Genomic DNA, 26,296 nt, shown 5'->3' on the forward strand with positions numbered 1-26,296 from the left:
GCTTCGCTCCTTATACCGCGGCAGCTTCGGGCGCCGGTGCTTTCGCTGGCGCCTCGTTGCGAATAGTCATGAACACGTTGTAAGCCATAATCAACATACCACCCAGGAATATCGCTCCACCCAGCACTCGAACGATCCATCCCGGATAGCTGGCCACGACAGACTCAACAAAGGCGTATGTGAGAGTTCCGTCCTGATTGTAGGCGCGCCACATGAGGCCCTGCATGATGCCGTTGACCCAGAGTGCGGCTATGTAAAGCACGGTGCCAATGGTGGACATCCAAAAATGCACGTTGATGAGATCTGTGCTGTACATCTGCTCTTTGCCGTAAAGCTTGGGGATGAGGTGGTAAAGACAGCCGATAGAGATCATCGCGACCCATCCAAGCGCACCTGAATGCACGTGACCAATGGTCCAGTCGGTATAGTGGGACAGCGAGTTAACTGTCTTGATCGACATCATTGGCCCCTCGAAGGTCGACATGCCGTAGAACGACAGGCTTACGACCATAAAGCGCAGGATTGGATCATTGCGCAGCTTATGCCACGCCCCCGACAGCGTCATGATTCCGTTGATCATTCCACCCCAGGATGGGGCCAGAAGAATCAAACTCATAACCATGCCCAAGCTCTGTGCCCAGTCGGGTAGTGTTGTGTAGTGAAGGTGATGGGGACCGGCCCAAATATAAACGGATACCAGTGCCCAGAAGTGCACGATAGACAGGCGGTAGGAGTAAACCGGCCGCTCAGCCTGCTTAGGTACGAAGTAGTACATCATGCCAAGGAAACCAGCGGTTAAGAAAAATCCGACCGCGTTGTGGCCATACCACCACTGCACCATGGCATCGACAGTGCCTGCGTAAGCAGAGTAAGACTTCAGTGTCATCCCCACAGGCAGTGCAGCGCTATTAAGGAGATGGAGTACGGCCACGGTGACGATGAATGCACCGAAAAACCAGTTCGCAACATAAATGTGGCTGGTCTTTCTTTTAACGAGTGTTCCAAAAAACACCACGGCATAGGAAACCCAGACGATGGTGATGAGAATGTCGATAGGCCACTCAAGCTCGGCATATTCTTTAGACGTGGTGTAGCCCAGGGGGAGGGTGATCGCCGCCAGCACGATGACTAGCTGCCAGCCCCAAAAAGTGAAAGCGGCCAATTTGTCAGAGATAAGGCGAGCCTGAGTTGTCCGCTGCACAACGTAGTAGGAGGTGGCAAAGAGGGCACAGCCCCCAAAAGCAAAAATAACCGCATTGGTGTGCAGGGGCCGTAGGCGTCCAAAACTTGTCCAGGGCAGCCCGAGGTTTAGCGCGGGCCAAACCAGCTCTGCGGCAATGTAGACACCTACAAACATGCCCACGATCCCCCAGACTACCGTCATGATCGCGAATTGCCTGACAACCTTGTAGTTGTAGACGGGGTGTTCCAGTGCTGCGTTGAGTTCGCTCATGGTTGTTACCCGTAATTCCTTGTAATTCGTTAACGTCTTATCTTGCTTCGCTGAGTGTAAAACTGAGGATCTCGCGGAGCTGGAGGCTCTGTTTTAGAGGCCCTATTTATAATGCTTTTTTCTAACCATCGGTAAACGCCGGTGCAGCACCGAAGTCCCAAGCCAAAATAGAAACGACCATAATGGAAACCAACAAAACGAGTCCGATAGCAAGAATGGCGCTGGAAAACAAAAATCCCCGCTCTTGGGGAATGTCCATCACGATGGGGATGCCCAGGTACATGAGGTACACGGCCCAGCTGATGGCGACAACTCCGATGAGTAGGTCTACCCATAGCACGGGATAGAAACCCACCATTCCAAGAATAAAAAGCGGGGTCGCTGTGAGCCCCGCGATGACGATGCCTTTTGGAATAGTAGATTGCGCTGCGCCATAGGTGCTGGACATCCAATGAATGGCGTAACCGATGGCAGCAACGCTGGCGACCATGACGCAGTAAAAGAGAATATTCACTTGCATCGCGCTAGCGTCGGTCAGTTTAATCACTTCGTTGTAACTGCCTACAGTCCAACCTACGTGACTGGTGCCCCAGTACCACGCAATGGCAGGCAAGAGTGCGAAAACAAAGGGGTATATAACCAGAAGGTTTTGAGAGCTCTCCGGCAATTTGGCGATGGTCTGCCATTGATGCCTAGGCTTAAACAGCAGTCCAAAGGTGTGCTGGATCATTCTCTTTTATCCCCCGGTGATACGTGTGACAGGCGGCATTCTAATGAAGTTGCCGCGGCGTTTGTTGACTTACATCAATAAGCGACGAAAGTACGTTATTTAATATTGGCAGCTTGCTATTGGCGGCAGCCTGCGAGTGAGTGGTCGACTATCAGGTTTCCGGCCTATAGGCCGTCTGCAGTCTTGCGCAGCGCATCAATATCCAGAATCTCTATTTCCTTGTTTTCTACGGCTAGTACATCAAGCTTTTGCAGTCGGCTGAACACTCTGCTGACCGTTTCGACGGTAAGCCCCAGGTAGTTGCCGATATCTACCCTGGACATGCTTAGACGAAACTGCGTGGCGCTGAGTTGGCGGCGAGAGTTACGCGTGGACACACTGAGCAGCAGTGCAGCAACGCGTTCATCAGCCGAGCTCTTGGAAAGCAGGGTGATGAGTTGCTGATCTTCTGTGATCTCCCTACTCATGATCTGGAAAAAATGTCGCTGGAGTTGCGGCATGCTCGCGCTGAGTTTCTCCAGTGAATCGAAGGGGATCTCGCAGACCGACGCAGTTTCCAGTGCTTTGGCCGATGAGGCGTGGGCATTATTGCTGATGCCATCCATACCCAGTATCTCGCCTGGAAAATAAAAGCCCGTAACCTGTTCCCGTCCGTCGTCTGTCGTCCGATAGGCTTTGATCGTGCCTGACCTCACCGCGAACACGGACTCAAATTCATCGCTTTCACGGTAGAGGTGTTGCCCCTTTTGCAGCGGCTTACTGCGCTGAACGATGCGATCTAGTTCATCAATTTCTGTTGCCTCGAGGGAGAAGGGGAGGCAAAGCGAACTCAGTCGACAGTTACTGCAATTAACCTGAAAGTCGTGAGTACAGGAGGTGGCCTGTGAACTATCTACATCGATTAATTGTGTATTCACTGCTGTGTAGTTTCCCGTACCGGCTTAGGTCAAAAATGTAGCGAGCCACCCTATAGGTGTCAACTAAACTTTACATTGATTCCGCGGTTAAACTGTGGCCGAGAAGCTCGCTTTACCGGTGCTGCCTTGATGCTCTAGATGTTCGTCAAAAGGCATGCAGAGGTTTCGAAGGAAAGGCCTGCCCGCCGCCGTCACGACAAGCGCGTCGGTTTTGAACTCGATCAGTCGGTCATCAAAGGCTTGGCCCAGTGCTTCAAGGGCATCGTGGAAGTGAATGCGGAAGTCGATGCCAAACTCGCGCTCGACCTCCGCTATATCAAGATGCAAGTCGCAGATTAATGACATGATCACGCGTCTACGGAGCTTGTCTTCACAGTTGATCATGTAACCCTTGGTGATAGGCAGTTGTCCGTCATCGAGCATTTGATAGTACTGGGAAAGGTCCCGAGCGTTTTGGAGATAAAAGTCGCCGATTTGGCTTATGGAAGATACGCCTAATCCCAGGAGGTCTTCAGCAAGTTGTAGGGAATAACCTTGGAAGTTTCGTTGCAGCCGCGACTCCCCCTGAGCTTTGGCAAGGTCATCGTCGGGGAGCACGTAGTGATCCATGCCGATATACCGATAACCTGCATCCTGAAGTGCGGCGCTGATCATTTGCGCGAGAAGCAGCTTCTCTTCAGGCTCGGGTAGCGTATGTCGGTCGATAGCGCGCTGCGGCAGAAAACGCTCAGGCAAGTGAGCATAGTTGTAGCAGGCGATACGATCGGGGCGCAAACTGATAACTTTTCGCAGGGTCTCAGCCATGCTTATGTGATCTTGATAAGGAAGACCATAGATCAGGTCGAAGCTCAGTGAGCGAAACCCATGGGCTCGCACGGCTTCGACGAGATCTGCGACCTGAGCGTAGGGCTGTATGCGGTTTACGGCTTTCTGAACTTGTTCGTCAAAATCTTGCACCCCCAGGCTGATGCGATTGAATCCCACGCCCTTGAGTAGCGCGATGGTCGCCGAGGAAACGGTGCGAGGATCGATTTCGATGGAGTACTCACGATACCCCTTATCGAGCAGACGAAAGCGACTCGCCAGACTATGCATGAGTTCGGTGACTTCGCCATCACTGAGGTAAGTCGGTGTGCCACCACCCCAATGCATCTGGGTTATTGGGCGATCTTTGCCTACGAGCTGACTTTGCATATCGAGTTCTTGAGTCAGTTCGCTGATGTAGCGGGCGGCTACGCCTTCCTTGCGCGTGACGACTTTGTTGCAGCCACAGTAGTAGCAAATGTCGTGGCAAAAAGGCAGATGCACATACAGTGATAGTGGATCGCTGTGCCTTTTTTCCTGCCCCTGCCAATTGCGGTAGCGAGTTAGGTCAAAGCCCTCACTGAACTGCGGTGCTGTGGGGTAAGAGGTGTAACGGGGGCCGTTGGTTGCGTAGCGTTTAGCCATGGCAATGCCCGCTTCCCATTCACTGGGAAGGCGACGAGTTTGTTCACTCGTGCGTCCAATTATCTGATTCATTGCCGATTAGGCCCACCGTGCCAGCTTCTTATTCAGGCAGTGAGGCTAACAGGACTTAGGAAGGTGCCGCTTGATCCACATCAACGTTGATCAGTTAACAGGTCATTATGTTTCGAGGTTAGCGAGCTCGTCGGTGATCTCGTGGAGCTCTCTTGGCATGCCGATACCCCAGCCCTGCAGATAGTCGATGCCGATCTCGCGCAAAGCTGGAACAATTTCCAGATCCTCCACGCACTCCGCCACGGTTTTCTGTCCCAGAAAGTGTGCCAGGTCATTGATGGACTTGGTCATGGCATAGTCCGTCTTGTTGCGATGAATGTCGGTGATAAAGGTGCCGTCAATCTTGACGTAGTCCACGGGTAACTCTTTGAGGTATTTATGACTGGCAAGGCCCGTGCCGAAATCATCCAGGGAAAACTTACAACCTATATTCTTCAGGGTGCGCACGAAGTCAGCAGCTCGAGGAATATTGTCGATAGCACCTGTTTCCGTGATTTCAAAACAAAGCTTACTGGTGCCCACGCCGTGCTCTGATATTTGCTCCAAAACATAATCGAGGAAATCATTGTCTGTAATACTCGTTCCCGAGAGATTGATCGACAGCTCGGGCACTTCCTTTTGAGCGTCCATTAGTCGTGAGATCCAGGAAAAGGCCTCTTTGAGTACCCAACGATCCACCAGCGTGACGTAGCCAAAGCGCTCGGCGGACATAATGAAGTCCTGTGGGGACTGGAGCTCTCCATCGTCGTCCCTCAGCGACAGCAATATTTCATAGTGATGCTTCGCGCCCTCGCGGCCATCGACTGCGCTTTGGACAATGGGCTGAGCACGGAGCACGAGGCTATCTGTGGACATCGCATCATCAAGGCGTTTACGGGAGGTTGCCCGTTCAAGCTTGTAGTTCATGACCTCTTCCTGGTCGATGTCGAAAACTACTACCTGATCTTTTCCCTGGGTCTTTGCTAATGCCAAAGCCTGGCGCGCCTGATCTTTCACTGATGCAGGGCTTTCGCTTGTTTGAACAACACTGGCGATGCCAATGGATACGGTAAAAGAGACGTTCTCGCCGTTAATCGACAGACTGCTTGCGGCGATGTCCAGGCGTATTTTGTCCGCAATGTGGCGCGCTTCTTCCGAGTTGCGGTACGTCAGCAGAATACCAAACTCATCGCCTTCCATGCGTGCAGTGAGTGCGCGCCTATCATTCATCTGTCCCAGCAAACGGCCAAACTCACTGATGACTTCATCGCCGCTGGTGTCATCAAAGACATCATTGACCAGCGCGAAATTGTCGATGTCGAGCAACAAAAAGGCGTGTTCACTGGCTCTTGCATGAGCGTGGCGGAGGCTACGCTGAAGCTGGTACATCAGGGACTCGCCATTAATCAGCTGGGTTACGTTGTCGCGGTTACGATCAAAGCTGAGGGTTTTTTGTGCTTCTTCGAGCGTTCCGTACATGCTCTGCTCGAGCACGGACATATCGTCTACGGGAGTGGGGGCTTGTGCTCCGCGACTGAGTTGACGGGCAAGCTGTATTGCACTCATCTCCGCGATCTTCTGTCCCCGCTCGTTGACGAAAGCGAACTGATCGCGATCTTCACTGATCCACACCAGGCGCATTTTCCGTTGGCGCCCATCTTTGGATCGGTAGCGCAATTTGGCCCCGGGTTCCAAAGCCTCGACTCGTTGGAGCCAGCGACGTAAACGAGGTAGTTGCTCTACCCGCTGGGAGTCGGGTTTAGGTGCGTCGCTAACTTGAGGCTTGTAAGTGGTGGTGTCAGCCGGAGCTCTGCCAGTGATCACGGCGTTAATGTTGCGTAAAGCAGCGTCGTGCGCAACGGAGCCGGGGTTGGAGCTGTTTAATCTGCGATTGAGCGCCTGTAAACGGTGCTGCATCTCTTTTACTTCGGGTGGAGGAAGTTCCCCCTCGATGGACTCCCGGAAGTCTGCAACAAGAGTCTGTAGGAGCGCCTCTTCTTCCTGCCATGGAATACTGTCTTCGCCTTCACGCAGTGCGATTTGCACGAGGGCCTGGCGCCAGCCTCCGTCCAGTAGATCAACCAAGGGGCGAGGCGCTCCATTTCGGTCAATGTGCCGATCCAGGAGGTTTTCCACACTTCGCTGCGCTCGGTTGAGTCGCTCCTGCCCCTGAAGGCCGCTAATGACTCTTTCTATGTTTCGATCAAGCGATCGGTTTTGTTGAGAGAGCAGGCTGTCTAGTTCGCCTTGCGCGTCCGAAAATACAACGCTGTCATCGCTATAGTCGCGAGCGACGCGTTCGACGATCTCGGCGACTTTCTTGCGTACAGAACGGTTCACCGTGTTGTCGGCGCTCGCCAACTTGGAGATTTTGTCCAGTAACCGGTGGGCGGGGTGATCGGGTTGGGCAAAAAACTTGGGCTCATGCAGCGACAAGCGAGCAAGAGGAACTCTTAGCCTTGCGAGGCTGGGCGCCATGTCATCGCTCACCTCGAAGTTACGGTTCAAGGTCTGGAAAACTGTGTCTACAAAGCTCAGTCGATTGGCGCCGTCGCGGCCAATGCTCTCATCGTCTCCCAACGCGCCATGCTCTTTCAGGAGGCTTTCCAAAGGCTTTAGATCCCCAAGAGACGCGGCCTGCGGTTGCGAGGCTTGGAGAGCGAGTAGTGCATTGAGTAGTTGTTGCTGATCCAGAGCCTGCGGCGTTGTCGACGGGCTGTCGCCAGATGCCGCTGAGCCGGTCCCTTGGGCGTTGCTGTCTCCGGCTTGTTGTTCTGCAGCGTCCTCCTGCTTTTCGTCTTCAGAGCGCTCGCGATTTGTGTCCAAGGCGCTGATGACCGCGTCGTACATGGCGTCATGTTTACTGCCGCCACCGCCGCCACCGCCGCCAGCGCCGGCACCGCCGCCATCACCGTTCGCTCCGTCCGAGCCCGATCCCGTGCCCGCGCCCGCCTCCCGGGAGCTGGTTTCATTAGGACTTTTGGCGCCGCCTCGACGTTCTTCAGAATCTACCGAGGTGCTTTCCGTGGGCGCGGGGTGCGCTTCTTGCTGTGCCTGTGAGCCCGGTTTGGTACGCACAGTGGATTTGATAATTCGCTTTTCGACGGGATTGAGTAGTGAGCCGTTGTCGCGAATATCTTCTTCAAGGCCCGGCTCAACTCCGGCTTCTATAAAGATGGCGTTGAGTGATGGGTATAGTTTTTCCAGTTGCGGCGCGTAGGCATCCCGAAACATTTGCAAGCTGTCTTGAACGACTACCTGGCTGTCGCTAATGGGCTCGAAGGCGTCGATGAAGGCCTGCAACACATATGCGGGATGGAAAGGGGTTCGCGCCCGTCGGGGTTCACGGTCCGCGACAAGTGCAGTGCGGATCGTCAAGCACTCCAGTTCTACTCGGTGTGTCTCGATCAGGCTGTTGACTATTTTGTCTACCGCCAGCTTCTGATCCATCTCGTCGAGAGCCACCAGATCAAGGTTTCTGGCAGACGCCGCCTCAAGATCTGCGAAGGTCTGACCGTCGCTCTCTTTCTCGAGGGTTTCGACGCTCGCCGTCAGCGCCTTGGAAAAGTCGTCGAGAAAATCTTCATTGTTTCGCTTCAGTACATTCAGGGCGTCGTAGTGTGCGTGCTGTCCCGAGATGCCGTAGCGTGAAGAGGTCGACAGATCAAAGAGGCGGTCTCCCAGCTCAACGAGGAAGCGTCGCATGGCCTTGAGTAATTCCTCGTGCCCCTTAGCCAGCATTTCGTTAACGAGACGGTCAGCTTCTTCCGGGCCCGGGAGCCAGACGATGGCATCGGGGTCCATGACCTCAAGGACTACGTCTGGTAGATCGTCATCAGGGGTGACCAAGACTTCCCGCGCATTGATAGATTCGATACTTCCCGCGATGCTGATCTGAGCTTCATCGTCATCGGGGAGGCCGGCAATCACCAAATGAACGGGCAGACCTTCGGGCGGCAGCGTAGAGATAGCCTGTTTGGGTTTTAGCAGTAGCGAGCCCGAGTCTGTGATTTCTGCAATGCCAGCAAAGCGAAGACCATCGGGCAACCGAAGATACGCTGGTAATGCTCGCCTTTTTTCGCTCATATATCTCGCAGTCTCATTACGTGAGGCAAGCGCGAAGTTGCGCGGCTGCATCGTAGTAAGCCAGAGTATACGGAAGAAGCTGTCGACTCTGAAGTACAGTACGGCTTTTCATTCGAGCGGGTAGGGGCTAACTCGTTGCAACTTCATCGCTAACATTGAACTCTCCCATTGGTAGGTCTATATCAACAAGCCATTTCTCACAGACTGGATCCCTGATCGCTGGAAAACGCTATTGCAGCTGGAAGGCGATCCCGCGTACCTGCGAAGTTTGTCGATCTTTCTCGATGAGAGGCGCGCGAGTACCAGCGAGGTTTACCCGCCAGCAAATGAGCTGTTCAACGCCTTGGTCAGAACAAGCCCTGAAGACGTCAAGGTCGTTATTCTGGGGCAGGACCCGTATCACAGTGCCGGGCAAGCCCATGGACTTTGCTTTTCAGTCAACCGAGGAACCCCCATACCACCTTCGCTTCGAAACATCTTTCAGGAGTTGCAGGAAGAGTTGGGTGTTCCCGCGCCAGAGCATGGATGCCTGAATGCCTGGGCGGATGAGGGCGTTCTTCTTTTAAATGCTGTACTAACGGTTGAGGAAGGGCGCCCTGGTTCGCATCAGGGCAAGGGTTGGGAGAAGTTCACGGATAGCGTGATTCAGGCCTTGAACATGGCCGGGAAGCCCCTTGTATTTATGCTTTGGGGTGCGCAGGCACAGAAGAAGGGAGGCGTCATTGACGATCAAAAGCACTGTGTGCTGAGGGCGCCGCACCCCTCGCCACTGAGCGCTTACCGTGGTTTCTTTGGGTGTGGCCACTTCGTCAAAGCGAACGAATTTCTTGTTTCGCGAGGGCAAAAACCGGTTGACTGGACCCTTGGAAACTAGCGACTCGGGGCCAGAGGCGAACGCCATGGGCTCGGGGAGTCACTCAAGGGCATAGTTAAAGTCGAGACTCCGCAGCTGCTCGCCGCTGACTAAATAGACTGCCTCGTTTAGCATCTCACTTTGAACCTCGCCCGCTACGAGGGTTGGAGCGCCATCCGCGGATGCCTTGCGAAGGCAACGCCCAACAACGTCGCCGTTGCCGTTATGTAAGGATGCGTCTCGGCTTAAGTCCTCCGCGCCATTGTCGGCCTCGTAGATTTGTAGTCGCTTTTTACTCCGTCCCTTGTAGTGAAGGCGCGCGACGATCTCCTGTCCTGTGTAGCAGCCTTTGTCAAAGGCAACGAGGCCTGTGAGATCATAGTTCAGGGTCTGGGGAGTGAAGCTTTCAACGTCTCCCAAATCGACCGCGTAGTGACCGCTGCGAAGCATCGCTTGCGACCAGAGTGCAGGGCCGTCGTCGATAGCAGCGTCGTGTTGTGAGGCCAAGCTTGCTGGCGTGCTTCCGTCGAGAGAAATACGCTCGCCGTATGCTGCCCCACGCTGCAGATAAAGCTCTCCATCGCTCAGAGATACAGGAACGAGACCGTCTTGTACTAAATCTGCGTTCGTCGCACTTTCAGGATCGAGCACGCCAACAATGGCGGTATCTGAGGGATCAACCTCGACACTGATTCGTGAGAACTGGGCATATCTCAGGAGCGTTTCGGCGATGCGCGGCGCCAAAGAACGACGCAGTCGCAAGACCACGTGCGTATCACTGAGTTGAACCACCGTGAGGTCGGTCAATACTCGGCCCTTAACGTTGCACAGGGCTCCCATTAAGGCCTGGCTATTACTCAATTTCCGCGTGTCGCAGGTCAGTTGCCCTTGGAGAAACGCGGGTACCTTCTCGCCACGGAGGTGCAGCATGGCCTCATCGGGCAAATAACAGGCAAAACCGTTCACAATCACTCCTTGTCAGCTCTTGATCTTGCGATAGATGTTTAAGTGGCGAATCATAACCCAGCGTCGACTCAGCTATACTCCCGCGCTTTAAAAAACCGAGTGTCTGGCATGGACGAAGAACATAAACGCATGCGTTGGGCGAGCCGCCGGGGCATGCTGGAGCTTGACCTTATTCTCGAGCCCTACGTGCGTCTGCACTATGCCCAGTTGGATGACGAAGGCCGGGTTCGCTATCGCGAGCTGATGACCTGTCAGGATCAGGAGCTCTTTGATTGGTTTTTGCACAAGCAGGTTCCAGAGAATCCCGAGCATGCACACATGGTAAAAACGATACTCAGTGCACGGCGACCTGAGGATACGCCTCCGTAAGTCGGCGATTTTACGCCGCTACCTGCAGCTAAGCAGATTGCTGTGCGTGACCACGTTTGCTGTCAGTTTATACGGTCCCAACTTCCACCTTATTCTTTCCGCTATCGGGCTGTGTTTGCTATCGATAGCTATCACCCGTCTGGATCCTGAGGGAGTCACGCTAGTTTGCGAATCTCTTGGACAGGCCGCGGGTAGTTGGAGGTACTCCCCGGCAGAAATCTCGCCGCTCAGGCCCTGCACTCTTCTTGGTCACGGCAAGCTGGCGTCTGTGCTGTGGATTGAGTGTCGCAGCGAAGCGACTCCACTGGAGTCTGCCTCGTGTCAACGAATGCTCGTGTTTCCCGATGCAATGTCTTTTGAGCAGTGGCGGCTGTTACGCCGCGAACTGCGTTTGGAGGCGCATGCCCTATGCAAAGAGGGGGGTTAGCTAGATACTTCGCTGGCGCGATAGTTGTCCGGAATAAGTATCGTGTCTTCGCCTTCCGCTAGTAGTTCGGGATAATCGAGGGTGTAGTGCAGGCCTCGACTCTCCTGACGCTCCATGGCGCAGCGAATCATCAGCTCCGCCACCATGGCGAGGTTGCGTAACTCCAGCAGGTCATTGGTCACTTTGTAATTGCTGTAATACTCCGCGATTTCCCCCTGGAGCAAACCGGCTCGACGAAGAGCGCGCTGAAGGCGCTTATTGGTGCGGACAATACCAACGTAATCCCACATAAAACGACGAAGCTCGTCCCAGTTATGAGAAATGACAACATCCTCGTCGGAGTCGGTTACCTGGCTTTCGTCCCAGGGTGGCGGACCGACCTGATCGGGAGGCGACTTTGGCTGCTTGCTGATGTGCCCCGCTGCCGCCTGGGCATACACCAAACACTCCAGGAGTGAGTTGCTCGCCATGCGGTTAGCTCCGTGGAGACCCGTGAAGGAGCATTCACCTATAGCGTAAAGGCCGGCCACGTCTGTGCGGCCGTGATTATCTACCATGACGCCGCCGCAGGTGTAGTGCGCCGCGGGCACCACCGGTATTCTGTCGGTGGTTATGTCGATGCCAAATTCAAGGCAGCGTTCGTAAATCGTGGGGAAGTGCTGCCGAACAAAGTCCGGTTCTCGATGGGAGATATCGAGATACACGCAGTCGGCGCCGAGGCGCTTCATTTCGTGATCGATGGCCCGCGCCACGATATCCCGAGGTGCCAGCTCAGCCCGATCATCAAAATCAGGCATGAATCGATCCCCGTTGGGAAGCGTCAAATACGCTCCCTCACCGCGCAAAGCTTCCGTAATCAGGAACGACTTGGCATCGGGGTGGTAAAGACAAGTCGGGTGAAATTGGTTGAATTCCAGGTTCGCCACGCGACAGCCCGCCCGCCAGGCCATGGCTATGCCGTCGCCGCTCGCGCCATCAGGGTTGCTGGTATAGAGATACACTTTGCTGGCGCCACCGCTGGCTAGCACGACAGCATCTGCCTCGAAGAGGTCGACGCTGTCTTCCTGCTCGTTGAGCACGTATATGCCTTTGCATTGCCCGTCTTCCACAACGAGATCGACGGCGACGCGTCCGGGAAGTAAGTCTATATTTGCGGCTTGGCGAGCGCGCTCCTCCAGTACTTCACCGATAGCTCCGCCGGTGCGGTCCGCGGCATGTACGATGCGGCGGTGGCTGTGTCCTCCCTCTTGAGCGAGGTGATACTCGGGAGACTGGGTTGAGTCCATATCCTCTCGAAGATCAAAGTCTACTCCCAGGGACGCCAGCCAATCGACGGTTTCTCGGCTGTGTGTCACAGTGAGTTCCACAGCATCGCGGTGGCATAGACCCGCTCCGGCGCGCAACGTGTCTTCTACATGCGCATCAACACTGTCCCGGGCATGGAGCACTGCTGCCATACCGCCCTGCGCCCAATAGGTGGAGCTCTGTTTGACGTCTCCTTTGGACAGAACTGCGATGCGATTGTGGGTTGGCAGACGTAGTGCGAGAGCCAGGCCTGCGGCACCGCGTCCGATGATCACGACGTCGTGGCGGTAATGCGTGCTCATTGCGCGCTCAAAATCCTTATCAAGAGGTCTTAATGGCGGGTATCATGCCCTTTTTAGGTGGCTATCGGTACAGTGCTGCTGAAGAACCTCAGGCGCTGGGCTAAAACGTAAATAGTTCACAGGGAACTGCCGGTGATCCCCGGTGTCCATAATTGCAGGTGAGGCAGCATGCGGTTGCTAGCGCCGTGCATCAGGGAGGAGTGCGACGTTTGACCGCTTCGGTCACAGATAAGCAATTGGTTGTGCGGGTTCAAAAAGGCGATAAAAGCGCCTTTGATTTGCTGGTTATCAAATATCAGCAAAAAATCATGAGCCTGATCAGCCGGTATGTGCATGACGCGGATGAGGTGCAGGATGTTGCCCAGGAAGCGTTCATCAAGGCGTATCGCGCGTTGCCGGGTTTTCGCGGTGACAGTGCGTTCTACACGTGGCTGTACCGGATCGCGATCAACACAGCCAAAAACCATCTTGTTTCGCGATCCAGGCGACCGCCGGGCTCGGACGTAGATGTTGATGACGCCCAGTATCTGGAAGCCGGGGATGCCTTAAGGGACAAAGAGTCTCCCGAGAACGCCTTATTCGGGGAAGAGTTGCGGGCCAAAGTGCATGGCGCTCTCGATGCTTTGCCAGATGATTTGAGAACGGCGGTAACTTTACGCGAGTTTGATGGTCTGAGTTATGAGGAAATTGCTGAAGTGATGGAATGTCCGGTTGGCACCGTGCGGTCGAGAATATTTCGCGCCCGGGAAGCCATCGATAAAATTGTGCAGCAGCAAATGGATGGGCACTAAGCGTTTCGACAAATGAGCATTGGTTTAAACAGGGAAAGAAAAGTTTGAGTATTGGAGATACACAGCATGCGTAACGCTGAGAGCAGTAGTCCGGAAATGACTGCAGCGGAGACTTTGTCCGCATTGGCTGATAATGAAGCCCAGGAGTTAGAGTTGCGTCGCGTTCTTCGTGACGTGGACAGCTCGCCCGAGTTGCGCAAGCGTTGGTACCGATTGCACGTTGCGCGATCGGTCATGCAGGGTGAGGCGGTGAGGCCAGCACCGGACTTCGCCATGTCCGTGCGTGCAGCTATCGACGCCGAACCCGCCTTGCAACAGAACACGTCGGGCAACTGGCGCCGCGCTCTGGGAAGTTTCGCCGTAGCGGCATCCGTGGCAGCAGTTGTTGTCGTTGGCGGTCAGCAATTGGCGGTGACCTCTGCCGGTGGGGATGCCGACCTTGTGGCACGCGTAGCACCGCTTCCTGTAGGTGTGGTGAACACTGTCGGAGCGGTTCCTGTACAGGCGAGTTTTGGTACCCGGGCACTGCCTACATTGCAGCCTGCGGACCGCACTGCCTATCGGGAACTTGCGCGGCAGCGCCTGCGTAAATTTAGCCAGGAGCACGCGGAACATGCGTCTTTGAATACCCCTCAGGGTATGCTGCCTTTCGCCCGCGTGCCGGTGATTGAGCAGTAAATTGAGCAGTAAGGTGATCTTCAGGTATCAAACAGTGGTGGCAAATATCCCGTTCCAAAAGGGCGCTGCAGCGGTTGCTTTAGTAAGGGATCGTCTGCTCGGCATGCTGGCCGCACTTGCACTAGGTGTTTGCGGGGTTTCCGCTGCGAATGCGCAGCAATGTGATGCGTTAGATCCCTCGGTTGCCAAGCTTCTTCAAGCAATGTCCAGTAACGCCCAACAAGTTAACTACAGTGGTGTCGTCACGTTACAGCGGGGTGGTGATATGCAAATCATGCAACTCTCCCACAGCGTGGTTAATGGTCAGGCATCTGAAGAGCTGTCCCGATTAACGGGGCAGGACGCGCGCGTTGAAAGGTCAGGACACCCGACGGATTGTATGCATCCGGGGCATCAGTTGCTCAGAGCCGCCGATGTGTTTGGTGGCTCCTTTTGTGGCTTAGCGTCTGTCTATCGTTTTCGTGTTCAGCCCGGAGACAGAGTCGCCGGTCGTGAGTCGCTGCGTTTGCGCGTTGAGCCACGAGATATGTACCGTTTTGGCCATGTTATTGAGCTGGATCAGGACACAGCACTTATTTTGAAGTCCTCTACTTTTGCTGCAGATCAGAGCGTTTTGGAGCAGTTTCAATTTGCCAGCCTGACTATGAAACCGGGCTCTGCGGGCGAGTCTGCGGTAGCGCACGAGGCGAGCCATCCCCACCCCCACGAGACCGAACACTTGAGACAAGGGGTCGCATGGGAGTTAACGTGGTTGCCGGACGGTTTTATGGCCACAGATGCCGCTCTAACAACATCTGAACGCAAGAGTTATACCGATGGTTTAGCGTCTTTCTCGGTATTCCTCGAACCCTTGGGCGCGGCGATCAAACCTGGTGAAGGAGTTGAGCGGCAGGGCAGTACCGTGGCGTACACCCGCGGCGTTTTGCTGCAGCGTCGCCCTGTGCTGGTAACTGTTCTGGGCGAGATTCCGACGAATACTGCACGCATGCTTGCAGACTCCGTGCGCCTCAGATGATAACGAAGCTTTCCTGTTCTTATTATGCTCACTGAAACAGCCCGAGTAGTAGCCGTCGATAGTGATGGAGTGTGGGTTGAGACCTTACGGCAGTCGAGTTGCAGCAGCTGCGCCGCACGATCTGGTTGTGGCCATGGCATGATTAACAGCGCTAAGGCGGGCGTATCCAAAGGACTCGTAAAGGCGGCCCTGCCTTCTGATGGTTCCTTCGCGGTGGGTCTCCATGACACGGTGGAGATTTCGGTGCCAGAGCAGGGCTTTCTGCGAGCAGTGTGGATGCTTTATGCCATGCCTCTTTTGACAATGCTTTTTGCAGCGGGGTTTGCTGATTACTTCTGGGCTGCGTCCGAACTTTCTCAGGCTGCCATGGACTTGCGGGTAACTCTGTCGGCTGTTGCTGGCCTGGGCGCCGGCTTGTTGCTACTACGTTTTCTTAGCGATCGCCGAAGCGGTGACACCGACTTTCAGCCGCGGGTCACAGGCATTAGCTGATCCAAATTGCCGGTTCCAGCGAATCTTTGGTGCTAACTTTTTTCAGACTGTATTTATGCGGGAGATACTCATGACATACCGTTTTGGAGCCTTGGGATCCAAACTACTGGCCATCGCAGCGATTGCGCTGCTGTGCTCGGCGAGGCTCGGCCATGCGGCGGAGTTACCTGATTTCACGGGGATTGTCGAAGAACAATCGCCAGCGGTGGTTAAGATCATTGTCGAGGCCAGTACAGCCAGAGATGGATCTGACATCAATGAGCAGGAAATTCCTGAATTTTTACGGCGCTATTTTCAGATGCCAAACCCTCCCCAAGGCCCTCAGGGTCCTCAAGAGCGCATGGCCACGGGCTCCGGTTTTATCATCTCGGACGATGGTTACGTAGTAACGAATCATCATGTAGTTGAGGGCGCGGACTTGGTCACGGTACGCATGTCAGACCGCAGGGAGTACGAGGCCGAGGTCGTCGGCCTGGATCCTCGATCTGATCTGGCACTACTGCGCATAGAGGCGGAAGACCTGCCCTACCTGGTGCTGGGCGCCGACGATGCTTTAAAAGTGGGTGAATGGGTGCTGGCAATCGGTTCACCGTTCGGCCTGGACTACTCGGTTACCGCGGGCATAGTGAGCGCTAAGGGTCGCAGTTTGCCGACCCGAAGCCGCGAAAACTATGTGCCTTTCATCCAGACCGATGTTGCGATCAACCCCGGGAACTCGGGTGGTCCGCTGTTTAACCTCAAAGGCGAAGTTGTTGGCGTTAACTCACAGATATTCACCACGCGCGCCGGGGGGTCCATTGGGTTGTCCTTTGCCATTCCCGTAAACGTGGTTCGAAACGTTGTAAACCAGTTAAAAGATGGCGGCACGGTCACTCGTGGCTGGTTGGGCGTCACTATTCAGAACGTTGATCGGAATCTAGGCGAGTCTTTCGGTCTTGATCGGCCCCGAGGTGCCTTGATATCGCAAATCGCGAGTGATGGGCCTGCCGCGAAGTCGGGACTTGAGCCCGGCGACATCATCATCGAATTCGATGGTGAGGCTATCGAAACCTCTGCTGACCTGCCGCACGTGGTTGGTCTTATTGCTCCAGGTGCCGAAGTCGATGTGTTGATCGTTAGAGACCGAAAACAAAAGACCATCGAGGTTGAAGTAGGCGGACTAGACGCCGACGACAGCGTGGATCAAGCCTATCGAAATGGCGACGCTGAAGACCAGCAGGGCGGACGTCTTGGCATCGTGGTGGAGGAAGCGCCGGAAGAGATGCTGTCTCGCTGGGATCTTGCTGGTGGTGTAGTGGTGCGTAGCGTTGAGCCAGATTCTCCTGCGGATGACGCGGGCCTAATGCCGGGGGATGTCATTACCGCGGTCGGCGCGACGCCCGTCCGCTCTCTGGATACCTTCAGCGAGATCATCGGCGACCTTGCGGATAACGCCTCTGTGCCGCTGAGATTGATTCGCAGAGGCTCCCCAATGTTCATTGGGCTGCGTTTGGGTGACTAGATTCCTCGCTCAGCTCCCACGCGGGTAGATTCGCCGGTCGTCGTATTCGTGGCGACGGGCGCCTCTCTAGGCTACAATGCCGCGCTTTTTGCGGGGGTCCCAAGTATGGGGCCGCCGCTTCGCGCTTTTCTTGTGAGCATGCCTTTTGAGTGACCTCGATCACATACGCAACTTTTCGATCATTGCCCATATCGACCATGGGAAATCGACTCTGGCCGATCGTTTTATTCAGCATTGCGGAGGCCTGAGCTCTCGCGAAATGCAGGCCCAGGTGCTGGATTCCATGGATATCGAGCGTGAACGGGGCATCACGATCAAAGCTCAGAGCGTGACCCTCGATTATCACGCCAAGAACGGCGAGACCTACCAGCTCAATTTTATTGATACGCCCGGGCACGTTGACTTCTCCTACGAAGTATCGCGATCCCTGGAAGCCTGTGAGGGTGCTCTATTAGTGGTAGACGCTGGGCAGGGCGTTGAAGCTCAGTCGGTGGCGAACTGCTACACCGCGATCGAATTGGGTCTTGAGGTACTACCGATTCTCAACAAAATGGATCTCCCTCAGGCCGACCCCGATCGCGTAAGGATTGAGATAGAAGAAATCATCGGCATCGATGCGACAGAAGCCTGCCTGGTGTCTGCCAAGTCAGGTTTGGGTATCGAAGATGCTCTGGAGTATCTCGTGGAGCATATTCCCCCTCCAGAGGGGGACCGTGAGGCTCCGCTCCAAGCCCTGATTATCGACAGCTGGTTCGATAACTATCTTGGCGTGGTGTCATTGGTGCGTGTAAAGCAGGGTGTCCTCACCCGTCGCGACCGTATTGTGACCAAGTCTACTGGCAAGCAGCATCAGGTAGATGGAGTCGGCATCTTCACTCCCAAGCGCGAAGCTAGAGAATCTCTGGAAGCCGGAGAAGTCGGTTACGTTGTCGCCGGGATCAAAGACATTCTTGGTGCTCCTGTAGGGGACACGCTCGTTCACGCGAAGATGCCTGATGTGCCTTCTTTGCCGGGTTTCAAGATGGTCAAGCCCCAGGTGTACGCGGGGATTTTTACCGTATCTACGGATGACTACGAAGACTTTCGTGAGGCACTGGCCAAACTGACTCTTAATGACGCGTCGCTGTTTTATGAACCTGAGACCTCCGATGCCCTGGGTTTTGGCTTTCGCTGCGGTTTCCTGGGCATGCTGCACATGGAGATCATTCAAGAGCGTCTTGAGCGGGAATATGATCTTGACTTGATCACCACGGCCCCGACGGTAGTCTACGAGGTGCTCACTAAGCGAGGGGAAACACTGCGCGTCGATAACCCTTCGGCACTTCCCGATATGGGCGACGTTGATGAGATGCGTGAGCCCATTGCCCGTTGCAATATTCTCGTTCCGCAGGATTACCTGGGCAACGTCATCAGCCTGTGTGTCGAGAAGCGGGGAGAGCAGCGTGATATGCAGTTCCTTGGATCTCAGGTCTCTCTGACTTACGACATCCCCATGGCTGACGTGGTTCTAGACTTTTTTGACAGGTTGAAGTCCGTAAGCCGCGGTTATGCGTCACTGGATTACAGTTTCGATCGCTTCGAGACGGCAACACTATCGCGACTCGATGTGCTCATTAACGGCGACCGCGTCGACGCTCTAGCGCTTATCGTTCATCGTGATCAAGTGGAGTATCGCGGTAGGCAGCTCACCGAGAAAATGAAAGAGCTGATCCCTCGCCAGATGTTTGACGTAGCGATTCAAGCAGCCGTAGGGGGTAAGATCGTTGCTCGGCAAACCGTGAAAGCGTTGCGTAAGAATGTTACGGCGAAGTGCTACGGTGGTGACGTTAGTCGCAAGCGCAAGCTACTGGATAAGCAGAAAGCGGGTAAAAAACGCATGAAGCAGGTTGGCCGTGTGGAGATTCCCCAGTCGGCGTTTCTCGCAGTGTTAAAAGTGGATTGACTATGGGTTTGATCGTTACGCACAGGAGCGTTTATGTCGCTTGATTTTCCGCTCATTCTGGTAATTCTGGTGTTTGGTACCGGATTGATCTGGCTAGCGGACCGAGTGCTTTGGGCGCCTGGTCGCCAGCGGAGTCTCGACGCGTTATGCAGCCAATACCCCCAATGGAACCAAGAGGGTTCGGCGGATGCCAAGTTGTTTGCGGCTTCCGTGGAGACGTTGCCCAGAGAGTCAACGGTAGTTGAGTACTCACGGTCTTTTTTTCCAGTGCTCGCAGTGGTGTTCGTACTGCGTAGCTTTTTGGCAGAGCCCTTTCAGATTCCCTCTTCATCGATGGTTCCCACGCTCGAAGTTGGCGACTACATTTTGGTGAACAAATTTGTCTACGGTATTCGCCTGCCCGTGCTAAGAACAAAAGTCTTCTCGATCAGTGAACCGAAGCGCGGCGACGTTATGGTGTTTTTTCCGCCGCATTTGAACAAAACCTATTACATCAAACGGGTCATCGGTTTGCCTGGCGACGTGGTGAGCTACCGCAGCAAGCGGCTATATGTGAACGGTGAGCCGATTCCTTTTGAGCCTCTCGCAGTGCTTCCCGAGGGGCGTTCCCGCTACCAGATGGGGATGTCCTCCCTCGGAGGGAAGAATCACCTCCAGCAGGTAAACCTGATGCGGCCTGGAAGAGACTTCACGGTCACCGTAAAGCCGGGTCACTACTTTATGATGGGGGATAACCGCGATAACAGCTCTGATAGTCGCGTTTGGGGGCAGGTGAGCGAGCGGGATATAGTAGGTAAAGCGTTTGCTATATGGATGCACTGGGATTCGCTGTTCAGCATCCCAAGTTTTGATCGCGTCGGCGGTATCGAATAGATCCCATTCAGCACCGACGGTTATCGAGGGAAGGGCTATGAAAACACGTAACAGGCAGCAAGGCATGGGCATGCTGGGTATGCTCATTATTGCGGTGATGGTGGGTTTCTTCGTTATGTCCGGTATTCGAATCGCGCCGGGTTTGATCGAGTATCAAACGGTACGGGAACTGGTGATCGAAGCGGCAGAAGAGTACGACGACGATGAGGATACGATCGCCGACATACGTCGAACGCTGTCCGGTAGTTTCAACATGAACCAGATCAAAACCATTGGACCTCGCGATGTGGAAATCACGCGCGAAGACGGGAAGGTCGTACTCAATGCGAACTACGAAGACCGTATCCCGTTGTTCTGGCGTATCGATGCCGTTGTGAAATACGACGACCTGGTGTTCATTGGTGGCGAGCGTTACAGCGATGAGTGATGGATGATCAGCAATGGCTTGAGCGGCAATTTGGCTGTCGGCTGCATCAAGAGTCCTTGCTCGCACAAGCGCTGTCTCACAGGAGCGTCGGTAGCAAGAACAACGAGCGCCTCGAGTTTCTCGGCGACTCAGTTCTGGGTTATGTCGTCAGTGAAGAGCTTTATCGCAGATTTCCGGACGCTGACGAAGGGCAGTTGAGCCGCCTTCGCGTTTCCCTTGTGAAGGGTAGCGCTTTAGCGCAAGTAGCAAGGGAGCTGTCCCTAGGGGAGCAGCTGCGCTTGGGCTCCGGAGAACGCCATGGTGGCGGTCGTCGTCGCGATTCAATCCTGGCCGATTCTTTTGAGGCTGTTCTTGGAGCCATTACGCTGGATTCAGGTATAGAGGCCTGCCGAAAGGCGATCTTCAAAGTGTTTCGAAGCCGCTTGGACGATCTGAGGCTTGAGCAGGCTCGAAAAGATCCGAAAACCCGTTTGCAGGAGTTGCTGCAGGGTGCGGGACGTCCGCTACCGGATTACGTACTGCGTAACGCGGCGGGAGAAGACCATGCCCGTATTTTTACTGTTGCCTGCGAGCTTGCTGATAGCAAAATCTTTGCGGAAGGGGTTGGCGACAGTCGTCGGGCCGCGGAGCAGGCCGCCGCCGCGGCGGTGCTCGATCAACTGGGGGAATCATGAGGGAAGACACACGCTGCGGTTACGTGGCTATCGTAGGGCGGCCCAACGTTGGTAAATCAACGCTCCTGAACCATCTGCTCGGGCAAAAATTGTCGATTACCTCGCGAAAACCTCAAACAACACGGCATCAGGTTTTGGGTATTAAGACTACCGATGCGGCTCAGATGTTGTTCGTTGATACACCCGGTATTCACGGCGGCGAAGATCGTGCGCTGAATCGCTTTATGAACCGCACCGCTGGCGCCGCAGTGGCCGCAGTGGATATCGTAGTAATGGTCGTTGATCGAGGGGAGTGGCGAGATGATGACGATCGGGTTCTGAGGAGTTGCCTTGCTGCGGATGCTCCGGTTTTGCTGGTGGTCAATAAAGTAGACCTTGAGGACAATCCCAACGCTATTTTACCGAGTTTAGAGTCACTTTCCGAACGAGCAGATTTTGCCGCATTGATTCCCCTGTCGGCACTGCGAGCTAAAAATCTCGATGTTCTCGAGACGGAAATTGTGCAGCGTCTTCCTAAAGGCCCTTTCTTGTTTGAAGAAGATGAGGTGACGGATCGAAGCACGCGCTTTTTGGTGGCAGAGATCGTGCGAGAGAAGATCACGCGGCAGCTTGGTGATGAGCTTCCATATTCCACGACTGTAGAAATCGAAGAGTATGGCGAAGAGGGCGGGATAGTGCATATTTCAGCCGTTATTCTTGTGGAGCGCAAGGGTCAGAAAGCTATATTGATTGGCCAGAAGGGCAGTCGGCTTCGCCAAATAGGCACCGAAGCTCGCCAGGATATTGAAAGACTGATCGACAACAAGGTCATGCTCAATCTTTGGGTGAAAGTTCGATCAGGCTGGGCCGACGATGAACGGGCCCTGCGCAGTCTTGGATACGACGATGGACGTTGAGTCCTAGCGCTGACTTGTCAGATGCGAGTCCAGCTCCAGCCCGCGTATCTTCTGCACCGCAGACCCTTTCGGGATAACAGTGAATTGCTCGATGTGTTTAGTGTCGAGCATGGGCGCCTGGGGCTGGTTGCTCGTGGTTTGAGTCGTCGGCGTCGCGGGGGACCCCTGGGTGCCGTGCTACAACCATTCAGGCCGTTACTGCTGAGCTTTTCCGGAAAAGGCGAGTTGCTGACACTCACCGGTGCTGAGTCCGGCGGAGAGCTACCTCCATTGACGGGAGATGCCCTGTTAAGCGCTTTCTACCTCAATGAGCTGCTCCTACGGCTTTTACAGCGTTTTGAAGAGCAGCCTGCAGTTTTCACGGCCTATGGCGCAGCGATCGCAGATTTGTCAGACGCGGCGCGGGCCGAGAGCCGGCGAGGCGCGCTGGAGTCGGCACTCAGGCGTTTCGAGTTCAGTTTACTGGAGGAGCTGGGGTACGCGGTGGATTTATCCAGTGATGCGTCCCGTGGGACGCCTATTCGCGACGATACGCATTACGCACTGGTGCCTGACTATGGCTTGCGGGAAGTTGGTGTCAAAGCCAGCGCCGGCGATGCGAGTTTCACCGGTGCTCAAATTTCCGCAATTGCGCAAGGCCGCTTTGATGGTGAGAACGGCGTTGCTGCGAAGCGGATGGTACGAGCCTTACTTCACCCGCACCTGGGTAGCACCCCCTTACGTTCGCGCAGCATGTTTGAGACCGTTCAGACAGCTCCCGCTAAACGAGAGCAATAAGGGCGGACAGCGCTTGTGAGCTATGGTTAGTGGCAGTGCAATAGAGTGCGGAAATGCGGTGGTATTCGCCGTTTCGCTGGCATAAGGTGGGTGCCGTTTTGAGTAGCAAATATCATGATTTGAGCACGAGCTTTAGGAATATCTATGCCTGACTATCCAACTATTGAAGCTTGCATCGGTAATACGCCGCTTGTGCGTCTTCAGCGTCTTCCAGGTAATACAAGCAACGTGTTGCTCGCGAAACTGGAGGGCGACAACCCCGCGGGTTCAGTCAAAGACAGACCCGCTATGAGTATGATTGCCGAGGCTGAGGCCCGCGGCGATATCACACCTGGTGACACGATCATTGAAGCGACCAGTGGAAATACCGGCATCGCATTGGCTATGGCGGCGGCCATGCGTGGTTATCGCATGCGTTTGATTATGCCGGCAACGGCTAGCAGCGAACGTAAGCAGGCGATGAAGGCCTATGGTGCTGAGCTCATAGAAGTGACGGCCGAGCAAGGTATGGAGGGGGCGCGAGATCTCGCTCATGCTATGCGTGATGCGGGCGAGGGCATCGTGCTGGACCAGTTTGCGAACCCGGATAATCCTCTGGCCCACTATCGTGGGACGGGGCCTGAGATATGGCGTCAGACGGGTGGAGAGGTAAGCCACTTCGTCAGCTCTATGGGGACCACAGGCACGATTATGGGTTGCTCTGCCTACCTCAAGACTCAAAACCCCGAGATTGAAATTGTCGGTCTTCAGCCGACTGAGGGCGCGAGTATTCCGGGCATTCGTCGCTGGCCTAAAGCGTATCTGCCGAGTATTTTTGAACCCGCTAAAGTTGATCGTGTGTTGGATATTTCCCAGAACGAAGCAGAGGATGCTATGCGTGCTTTGGCGCGAGAAGAGGGCATCTTCTGCGGAGTCTCAGCGGGCGGAGCGGTCGCTGGGGCTCTGCGAATTTCGGCGGAGCTGGAAAACGCCACGATCGTAATGATCATCTGCGATCGTGGCGATCGTTACCTCTCCACCGGCGTCTTCGACAAGGACTGAAGCCATGGTCCGTATTCGTGAACAGAGCTACTTCTCCAGCGATGGAGTAGCCGACGGAGAGGCCTGGCTGGCGCAGCTTCCGGAGGGCCTCGCGCTTTCTGATGCAAGCACAGATAGGCTGCGAGATGCTCTTGATGTTCTCCATGGCGCAAACAAGACTCCCTCCATCGACGCTCGGGATTGGGCTCGGGAGCCAAATTGCGAGTGGGCGGGCATAGAGTCGGCGCAGATCCTCGCTGAGCTGCGTGTTGGCGTTGACTGTCTCATCGCCGGTTTGCTTTACCGCGCCGTAAGAGAACAGCGTCTGAATTTGGACGAAGTGGAAGCTCGCTTTGGCAAAGGCGTTAGCAATTTGCTCCGCGGCGTGCTGCGCATGGCCGCCATCGCGGACCTTCGTAACCCCAGCGATACCGTCGTCCTCGGAGAGGCCGAGAGGCAACGAGACAACATCCGCCAGATGCTTGTCGCCATTGTCGACGATGTGCAGGTGGCCCTTATTAAGCTAGCGGAAAGAACCTGCGCGATTAGAGCGGTAAAAAGCGATAAAACGCGTCAGGAACTGGTCGCGCGTGATGTGTTCGATGTTTATGCCCCGCTGGCTCATCGTCTTGGTATTGGCCACCTTAAATGGGAGCTTGAGGATCTGTCCTTTCGCTATCTGTATAACGATTCCTATAAGCGCATCGCGCGCTTGCTGGATGGCAAGCGACTCGAGCGAGATCGGTTCATTACTCGGGTGACGGATCAGTTGCGTTCGGTGCTTGGCGGGGCTGGTATCGAATTTGATATAAGCGGTCGATCCAAGCACATTTACAGCATTTGGCGAAAAATGCAGCGCAAGGGCATCGGGTTTTCTCAGGTGTATGACATCCGCGCCCTGCGTATTCTCGTGCCCGAGCTTAAAGACTGCTACGCCACTCTGGGTTTAGTGCATGGCCTTTGGCGCAACATACCTAACGAGTTTGACGACTATATTGCCAGCCCCAAAGAGAACGGTTACCGCTCGCTGCACACGGCAGTGATCGGCCCCGAAGGCAAGATACTCGAAGTCCAGATTCGCACCCACGAGATGCACGAGGAGGCCGAACTCGGCGTTTGCGCGCATTGGCGATACAAGGGTACTGATACCCGCAAAGGCACGGGCTCAAGTTACGACGAGAAGATCAACTGGCTTCGCCAGGTATTGGATTGGCATGAAGAAAGCGGCGACGCGGTCAGCGTCGAGGAGCAATTGCAGTTTGATGTGGCTCAGGACCGCGTCTACGTGTTCACCCCGCGTGGCGACGTAGTGAATCTCGCTAGCGGCGGGACGCCCCTCGATTTTGCTTATCACGTGCACACAGAGGTTGGCCATCGTTGTCGTGGAGCGAAGGTAAACGGGCAGATCGTTCCTTTAACGCATAGTCTCCAAACCGGCGACCGTGTAGAGATACTTACCAGCCGCGAGAATCGTCCACGACGGGACTGGTTGCAGTCAGGCTTGGGGTATCTGCAAACTCCCCGCGCTCGCGCCAAAGTGCAGGCCTGGTTTAAGAGTCAGGCGCGCGAAGAAAACGTCGATGCGGGAAGGCAGTTGCTCGAGCGAGAGTTTCGCCGCTTGGCTCTCACCAGCGTGGACTACAAACGTATCGCCGTGCGGCTTAGTGTTGCTACCGTTGACGATATGTATGCAGCGGTGGGCTCGGGTGATCTGACCGCTTCGCAGGTTGTCAACGCCGCGGAAACTCTTATCGGCAGTAAACCGCAGCCTGAATTGCGGGTAAGTCGGCCTAGTAGCGGACGCAAGCGCAACGCCGTTCAGGTACAGGGCGTAGGTAATCTTCTAACGAACATAGCGGGATGCTGTAAGCCCGTACCGGGTGACGCGATAACGGGCTTTATTACTCAGGGCCGCGGTGTAAGTATTCACAGAGAGGATTGCGCTAGGGTATTGAAGATCTCAGAGCAGCATCCTGAGCGGGTGATTGATGTGGAATGGGGGAGCACCCCAGACGAGCGTTTTGAGGTGGATATTGCGATTGAGGCTTATGATCGCCAGGGGCTCTTGAGGGACGTTACCTCGATGTTTGCGAACGCGAGAATCAACGTGCTTTCGATTCAAACCCAGACTAACCGCAAAGCTCACGCGGCAGCGATGCGCCTCACGGTGGAAGTGGGTGATCTGGGATCCCTGGCAAAACTTCTTGAGCGCCTCAATCGACTCAAGAACGTAATCTCTGCCCGTAGGCTGAGTACCTGAGCTCAATTTTGTCGAAAGCGAAGAAGGCAGGGAAAGCGGAGT

At 54.9% G+C, this 26,296-nt stretch carries 23 protein-coding genes; 16 read left to right on the plus strand and 7 right to left on the minus strand.

The window, feature by feature from the left end; translation table 11 throughout:
* Window positions 1-10 precede the first annotated feature (10 nt).
* The 5 genes from ccoN to AB8B76_RS02925 all read right to left on the minus strand — a co-directional run bounded on the left by ccoN (window position 11) and on the right by AB8B76_RS02925 (window position 8,686).
* A complete protein-coding gene (ccoN, locus tag AB8B76_RS02905; RefSeq protein ID WP_405270028.1) occupies window positions 11-1,453 on the minus strand; it encodes a cytochrome-c oxidase, cbb3-type subunit I in 1,443 nt (480 codons plus the stop codon).
* Between the two features lie 121 nt (window positions 1,454-1,574).
* Complete coding sequence (locus tag AB8B76_RS02910) at window positions 1,575-2,183, minus strand: Yip1 family protein (RefSeq protein ID WP_405270030.1); 609 nt, start codon at window positions 2,181-2,183, stop codon at window positions 1,575-1,577.
* A gap of 164 nt (window positions 2,184-2,347) precedes the next feature.
* Window positions 2,348-3,100: a fumarate/nitrate reduction transcriptional regulator Fnr gene (fnr, locus tag AB8B76_RS02915; protein WP_405270033.1), complete on the minus strand. Its 753-nt coding sequence runs from the start codon at window positions 3,098-3,100 to the stop codon at window positions 2,348-2,350.
* An 87-nt stretch (window positions 3,101-3,187) separates the two neighbouring features.
* The gene (gene hemN, locus AB8B76_RS02920; RefSeq protein WP_405270036.1) at window positions 3,188-4,621 is read right to left on the minus strand and encodes an oxygen-independent coproporphyrinogen III oxidase; all 1,434 of its coding nucleotides are present in this window, start codon (window positions 4,619-4,621) and stop codon (window positions 3,188-3,190) included.
* 105 nt (window positions 4,622-4,726) lie between these two features.
* Entirely contained in the window at window positions 4,727-8,686 is a 3,960-nt protein-coding gene (locus AB8B76_RS02925; RefSeq protein ID WP_405270038.1) for a DUF1631 family protein, read from the minus strand.
* Between the two features lie 208 nt (window positions 8,687-8,894).
* Between AB8B76_RS02925 and ung the strand changes: the two genes are divergently transcribed.
* Window positions 8,895-9,560, plus strand: a complete 666-nt coding sequence (gene ung / locus AB8B76_RS02930; RefSeq protein ID WP_405270201.1) for a uracil-DNA glycosylase — start codon at window positions 8,895-8,897, stop codon at window positions 9,558-9,560.
* 39 nt (window positions 9,561-9,599) lie between these two features.
* Here ung and AB8B76_RS02935 read toward each other — a convergent pair whose 3' ends face one another.
* On the minus strand, window positions 9,600-10,505 hold the full coding sequence (locus AB8B76_RS02935) for a YgfZ/GcvT domain-containing protein (protein WP_405270041.1): 906 nt from the start codon (window positions 10,503-10,505) through the stop codon (window positions 9,600-9,602).
* Window positions 10,506-10,613: 108 nt separating this feature from the next.
* Here AB8B76_RS02935 and AB8B76_RS02940 point away from each other — a divergent pair, with 108 nt between their 5' ends.
* Window positions 10,614-10,874: a succinate dehydrogenase assembly factor 2 gene (locus tag AB8B76_RS02940; protein WP_405270043.1), complete on the plus strand. Its 261-nt coding sequence runs from the start codon at window positions 10,614-10,616 to the stop codon at window positions 10,872-10,874.
* 46 nt (window positions 10,875-10,920) lie between these two features.
* Window positions 10,921-11,301 carry a hypothetical protein gene (locus tag AB8B76_RS02945; RefSeq protein WP_405270046.1) on the plus strand — a complete coding sequence of 127 codons (381 nt, stop codon included), beginning with the start codon at window positions 10,921-10,923 and terminating at the stop codon, window positions 11,299-11,301.
* On the opposite strand, the gene nadB is transcribed toward AB8B76_RS02945, so the two are convergent.
* The gene (gene nadB, locus AB8B76_RS02950; RefSeq protein ID WP_405270049.1) at window positions 11,298-12,908 is read right to left on the minus strand and encodes an L-aspartate oxidase; all 1,611 of its coding nucleotides are present in this window, start codon (window positions 12,906-12,908) and stop codon (window positions 11,298-11,300) included. The genes AB8B76_RS02945 and nadB overlap by 4 nt on opposite strands.
* A 209-nt stretch (window positions 12,909-13,117) precedes the next feature.
* Here nadB and rpoE point away from each other — a divergent pair, with 209 nt between their 5' ends.
* The 13 genes from rpoE to relA all read left to right on the plus strand — a co-directional run bounded on the left by rpoE (window position 13,118) and on the right by relA (window position 26,254).
* Window positions 13,118-13,699, plus strand: a complete 582-nt coding sequence (gene rpoE, locus AB8B76_RS02955) for an RNA polymerase sigma factor RpoE (RefSeq protein ID WP_405270052.1) — start codon at window positions 13,118-13,120, stop codon at window positions 13,697-13,699.
* A gap of 66 nt (window positions 13,700-13,765) precedes the next feature.
* The gene (locus AB8B76_RS02960) at window positions 13,766-14,377 is read left to right on the plus strand and encodes a sigma-E factor negative regulatory protein (RefSeq protein ID WP_405270055.1); all 612 of its coding nucleotides are present in this window, start codon (window positions 13,766-13,768) and stop codon (window positions 14,375-14,377) included.
* A gap of 103 nt (window positions 14,378-14,480) precedes the next feature.
* Window positions 14,481-15,392: a MucB/RseB C-terminal domain-containing protein gene (locus AB8B76_RS02965; RefSeq protein ID WP_405270058.1), complete on the plus strand. Its 912-nt coding sequence runs from the start codon at window positions 14,481-14,483 to the stop codon at window positions 15,390-15,392.
* Window positions 15,393-15,416: 24 nt separating this feature from the next.
* Window positions 15,417-15,884: a SoxR reducing system RseC family protein gene (locus AB8B76_RS02970; RefSeq protein WP_405270061.1), complete on the plus strand. Its 468-nt coding sequence runs from the start codon at window positions 15,417-15,419 to the stop codon at window positions 15,882-15,884.
* Between the two features lie 70 nt (window positions 15,885-15,954).
* On the plus strand, window positions 15,955-17,385 hold the full coding sequence (locus AB8B76_RS02975) for a Do family serine endopeptidase (RefSeq protein WP_405270064.1): 1,431 nt from the start codon (window positions 15,955-15,957) through the stop codon (window positions 17,383-17,385).
* A 145-nt stretch (window positions 17,386-17,530) separates the two neighbouring features.
* Window positions 17,531-19,327 (plus strand): translation elongation factor 4, encoded by a 1,797-nt coding sequence (lepA, locus tag AB8B76_RS02980; RefSeq protein WP_405270066.1) that lies wholly within the window; start codon window positions 17,531-17,533, stop codon window positions 19,325-19,327.
* Between the two features lie 33 nt (window positions 19,328-19,360).
* A complete protein-coding gene (gene lepB, locus AB8B76_RS02985) occupies window positions 19,361-20,200 on the plus strand; it encodes a signal peptidase I (RefSeq protein WP_405270068.1) in 840 nt (279 codons plus the stop codon).
* 37 nt (window positions 20,201-20,237) lie between these two features.
* The gene (locus AB8B76_RS02990) at window positions 20,238-20,627 is read left to right on the plus strand and encodes a DUF4845 domain-containing protein (protein WP_405270071.1); all 390 of its coding nucleotides are present in this window, start codon (window positions 20,238-20,240) and stop codon (window positions 20,625-20,627) included.
* Complete coding sequence (rnc, locus tag AB8B76_RS02995) at window positions 20,627-21,301, plus strand: ribonuclease III (RefSeq protein WP_405270074.1); 675 nt, start codon at window positions 20,627-20,629, stop codon at window positions 21,299-21,301. Before AB8B76_RS02990 ends, rnc begins: the two co-directional genes overlap by 1 nt.
* Entirely contained in the window at window positions 21,298-22,197 is a 900-nt protein-coding gene (gene era / locus AB8B76_RS03000; protein ID WP_405270077.1) for a GTPase Era, read from the plus strand. Before rnc ends, era begins: the two co-directional genes overlap by 4 nt.
* Window positions 22,198-22,218: 21 nt before the next feature.
* A complete protein-coding gene (recO, locus tag AB8B76_RS03005) occupies window positions 22,219-22,974 on the plus strand; it encodes a DNA repair protein RecO (RefSeq protein WP_405270080.1) in 756 nt (251 codons plus the stop codon).
* A gap of 144 nt (window positions 22,975-23,118) precedes the next feature.
* On the plus strand, window positions 23,119-24,015 hold the full coding sequence (gene cysM, locus AB8B76_RS03010; protein WP_405270083.1) for a cysteine synthase CysM: 897 nt from the start codon (window positions 23,119-23,121) through the stop codon (window positions 24,013-24,015).
* Window positions 24,016-24,019: 4 nt separating this feature from the next.
* Window positions 24,020-26,254: a GTP diphosphokinase gene (gene relA / locus AB8B76_RS03015; protein WP_405270086.1), complete on the plus strand. Its 2,235-nt coding sequence runs from the start codon at window positions 24,020-24,022 to the stop codon at window positions 26,252-26,254.
* The last annotated feature ends 42 nt before the right edge of the window (window positions 26,255-26,296 follow it).

Source organism: Congregibacter sp., assembly GCF_045107095.1.
In the GTDB taxonomy this organism is placed as follows: Bacteria; Pseudomonadota; Gammaproteobacteria; order Pseudomonadales; family Halieaceae; genus Congregibacter.

What these genes read in the sequence shown, in the direction of transcription:
- ccoN (WP_405270028.1), bottom strand. Translation starts at nt 1,453, where the DNA reads ATGAGCGAACTCAACGCAGCACTGGAACACCCCGTCTACAACTACAAG.
- AB8B76_RS02910 (WP_405270030.1), bottom strand. Translation starts at nt 2,183, where the DNA reads ATGATCCAGCACACCTTTGGACTGCTGTTTAAGCCTAGGCATCAATGG.
- hemN (WP_405270036.1), bottom strand. Translation starts at nt 4,621, where the DNA reads ATGAATCAGATAATTGGACGCACGAGTGAACAAACTCGTCGCCTTCCC.
- AB8B76_RS02925 (WP_405270038.1), bottom strand. Translation starts at nt 8,686, where the DNA reads ATGAGCGAAAAAAGGCGAGCATTACCAGCGTATCTTCGGTTGCCCGAT.
- AB8B76_RS02940 (WP_405270043.1), top strand. Translation starts at nt 10,614, where the DNA reads ATGGACGAAGAACATAAACGCATGCGTTGGGCGAGCCGCCGGGGCATG.
- nadB (WP_405270049.1), bottom strand. Translation starts at nt 12,908, where the DNA reads ATGAGCACGCATTACCGCCACGACGTCGTGATCATCGGACGCGGTGCC.
- AB8B76_RS02960 (WP_405270055.1), top strand. Translation starts at nt 13,766, where the DNA reads ATGCGTAACGCTGAGAGCAGTAGTCCGGAAATGACTGCAGCGGAGACT.
- AB8B76_RS02965 (WP_405270058.1), top strand. Translation starts at nt 14,481, where the DNA reads ATGCTGGCCGCACTTGCACTAGGTGTTTGCGGGGTTTCCGCTGCGAAT.
- AB8B76_RS02970 (WP_405270061.1), top strand. Translation starts at nt 15,417, where the DNA reads ATGCTCACTGAAACAGCCCGAGTAGTAGCCGTCGATAGTGATGGAGTG.
- AB8B76_RS02975 (WP_405270064.1), top strand. Translation starts at nt 15,955, where the DNA reads ATGACATACCGTTTTGGAGCCTTGGGATCCAAACTACTGGCCATCGCA.
- lepB (WP_405270068.1), top strand. Translation starts at nt 19,361, where the DNA reads ATGTCGCTTGATTTTCCGCTCATTCTGGTAATTCTGGTGTTTGGTACC.
- AB8B76_RS02990 (WP_405270071.1), top strand. Translation starts at nt 20,238, where the DNA reads ATGAAAACACGTAACAGGCAGCAAGGCATGGGCATGCTGGGTATGCTC.
- rnc (WP_405270074.1), top strand. Translation starts at nt 20,627, where the DNA reads ATGGATGATCAGCAATGGCTTGAGCGGCAATTTGGCTGTCGGCTGCAT.
- era (WP_405270077.1), top strand. Translation starts at nt 21,298, where the DNA reads ATGAGGGAAGACACACGCTGCGGTTACGTGGCTATCGTAGGGCGGCCC.
- recO (WP_405270080.1), top strand. Translation starts at nt 22,219, where the DNA reads ATGCGAGTCCAGCTCCAGCCCGCGTATCTTCTGCACCGCAGACCCTTT.
- cysM (WP_405270083.1), top strand. Translation starts at nt 23,119, where the DNA reads ATGCCTGACTATCCAACTATTGAAGCTTGCATCGGTAATACGCCGCTT.
- relA (WP_405270086.1), top strand. Translation starts at nt 24,020, where the DNA reads ATGGTCCGTATTCGTGAACAGAGCTACTTCTCCAGCGATGGAGTAGCC.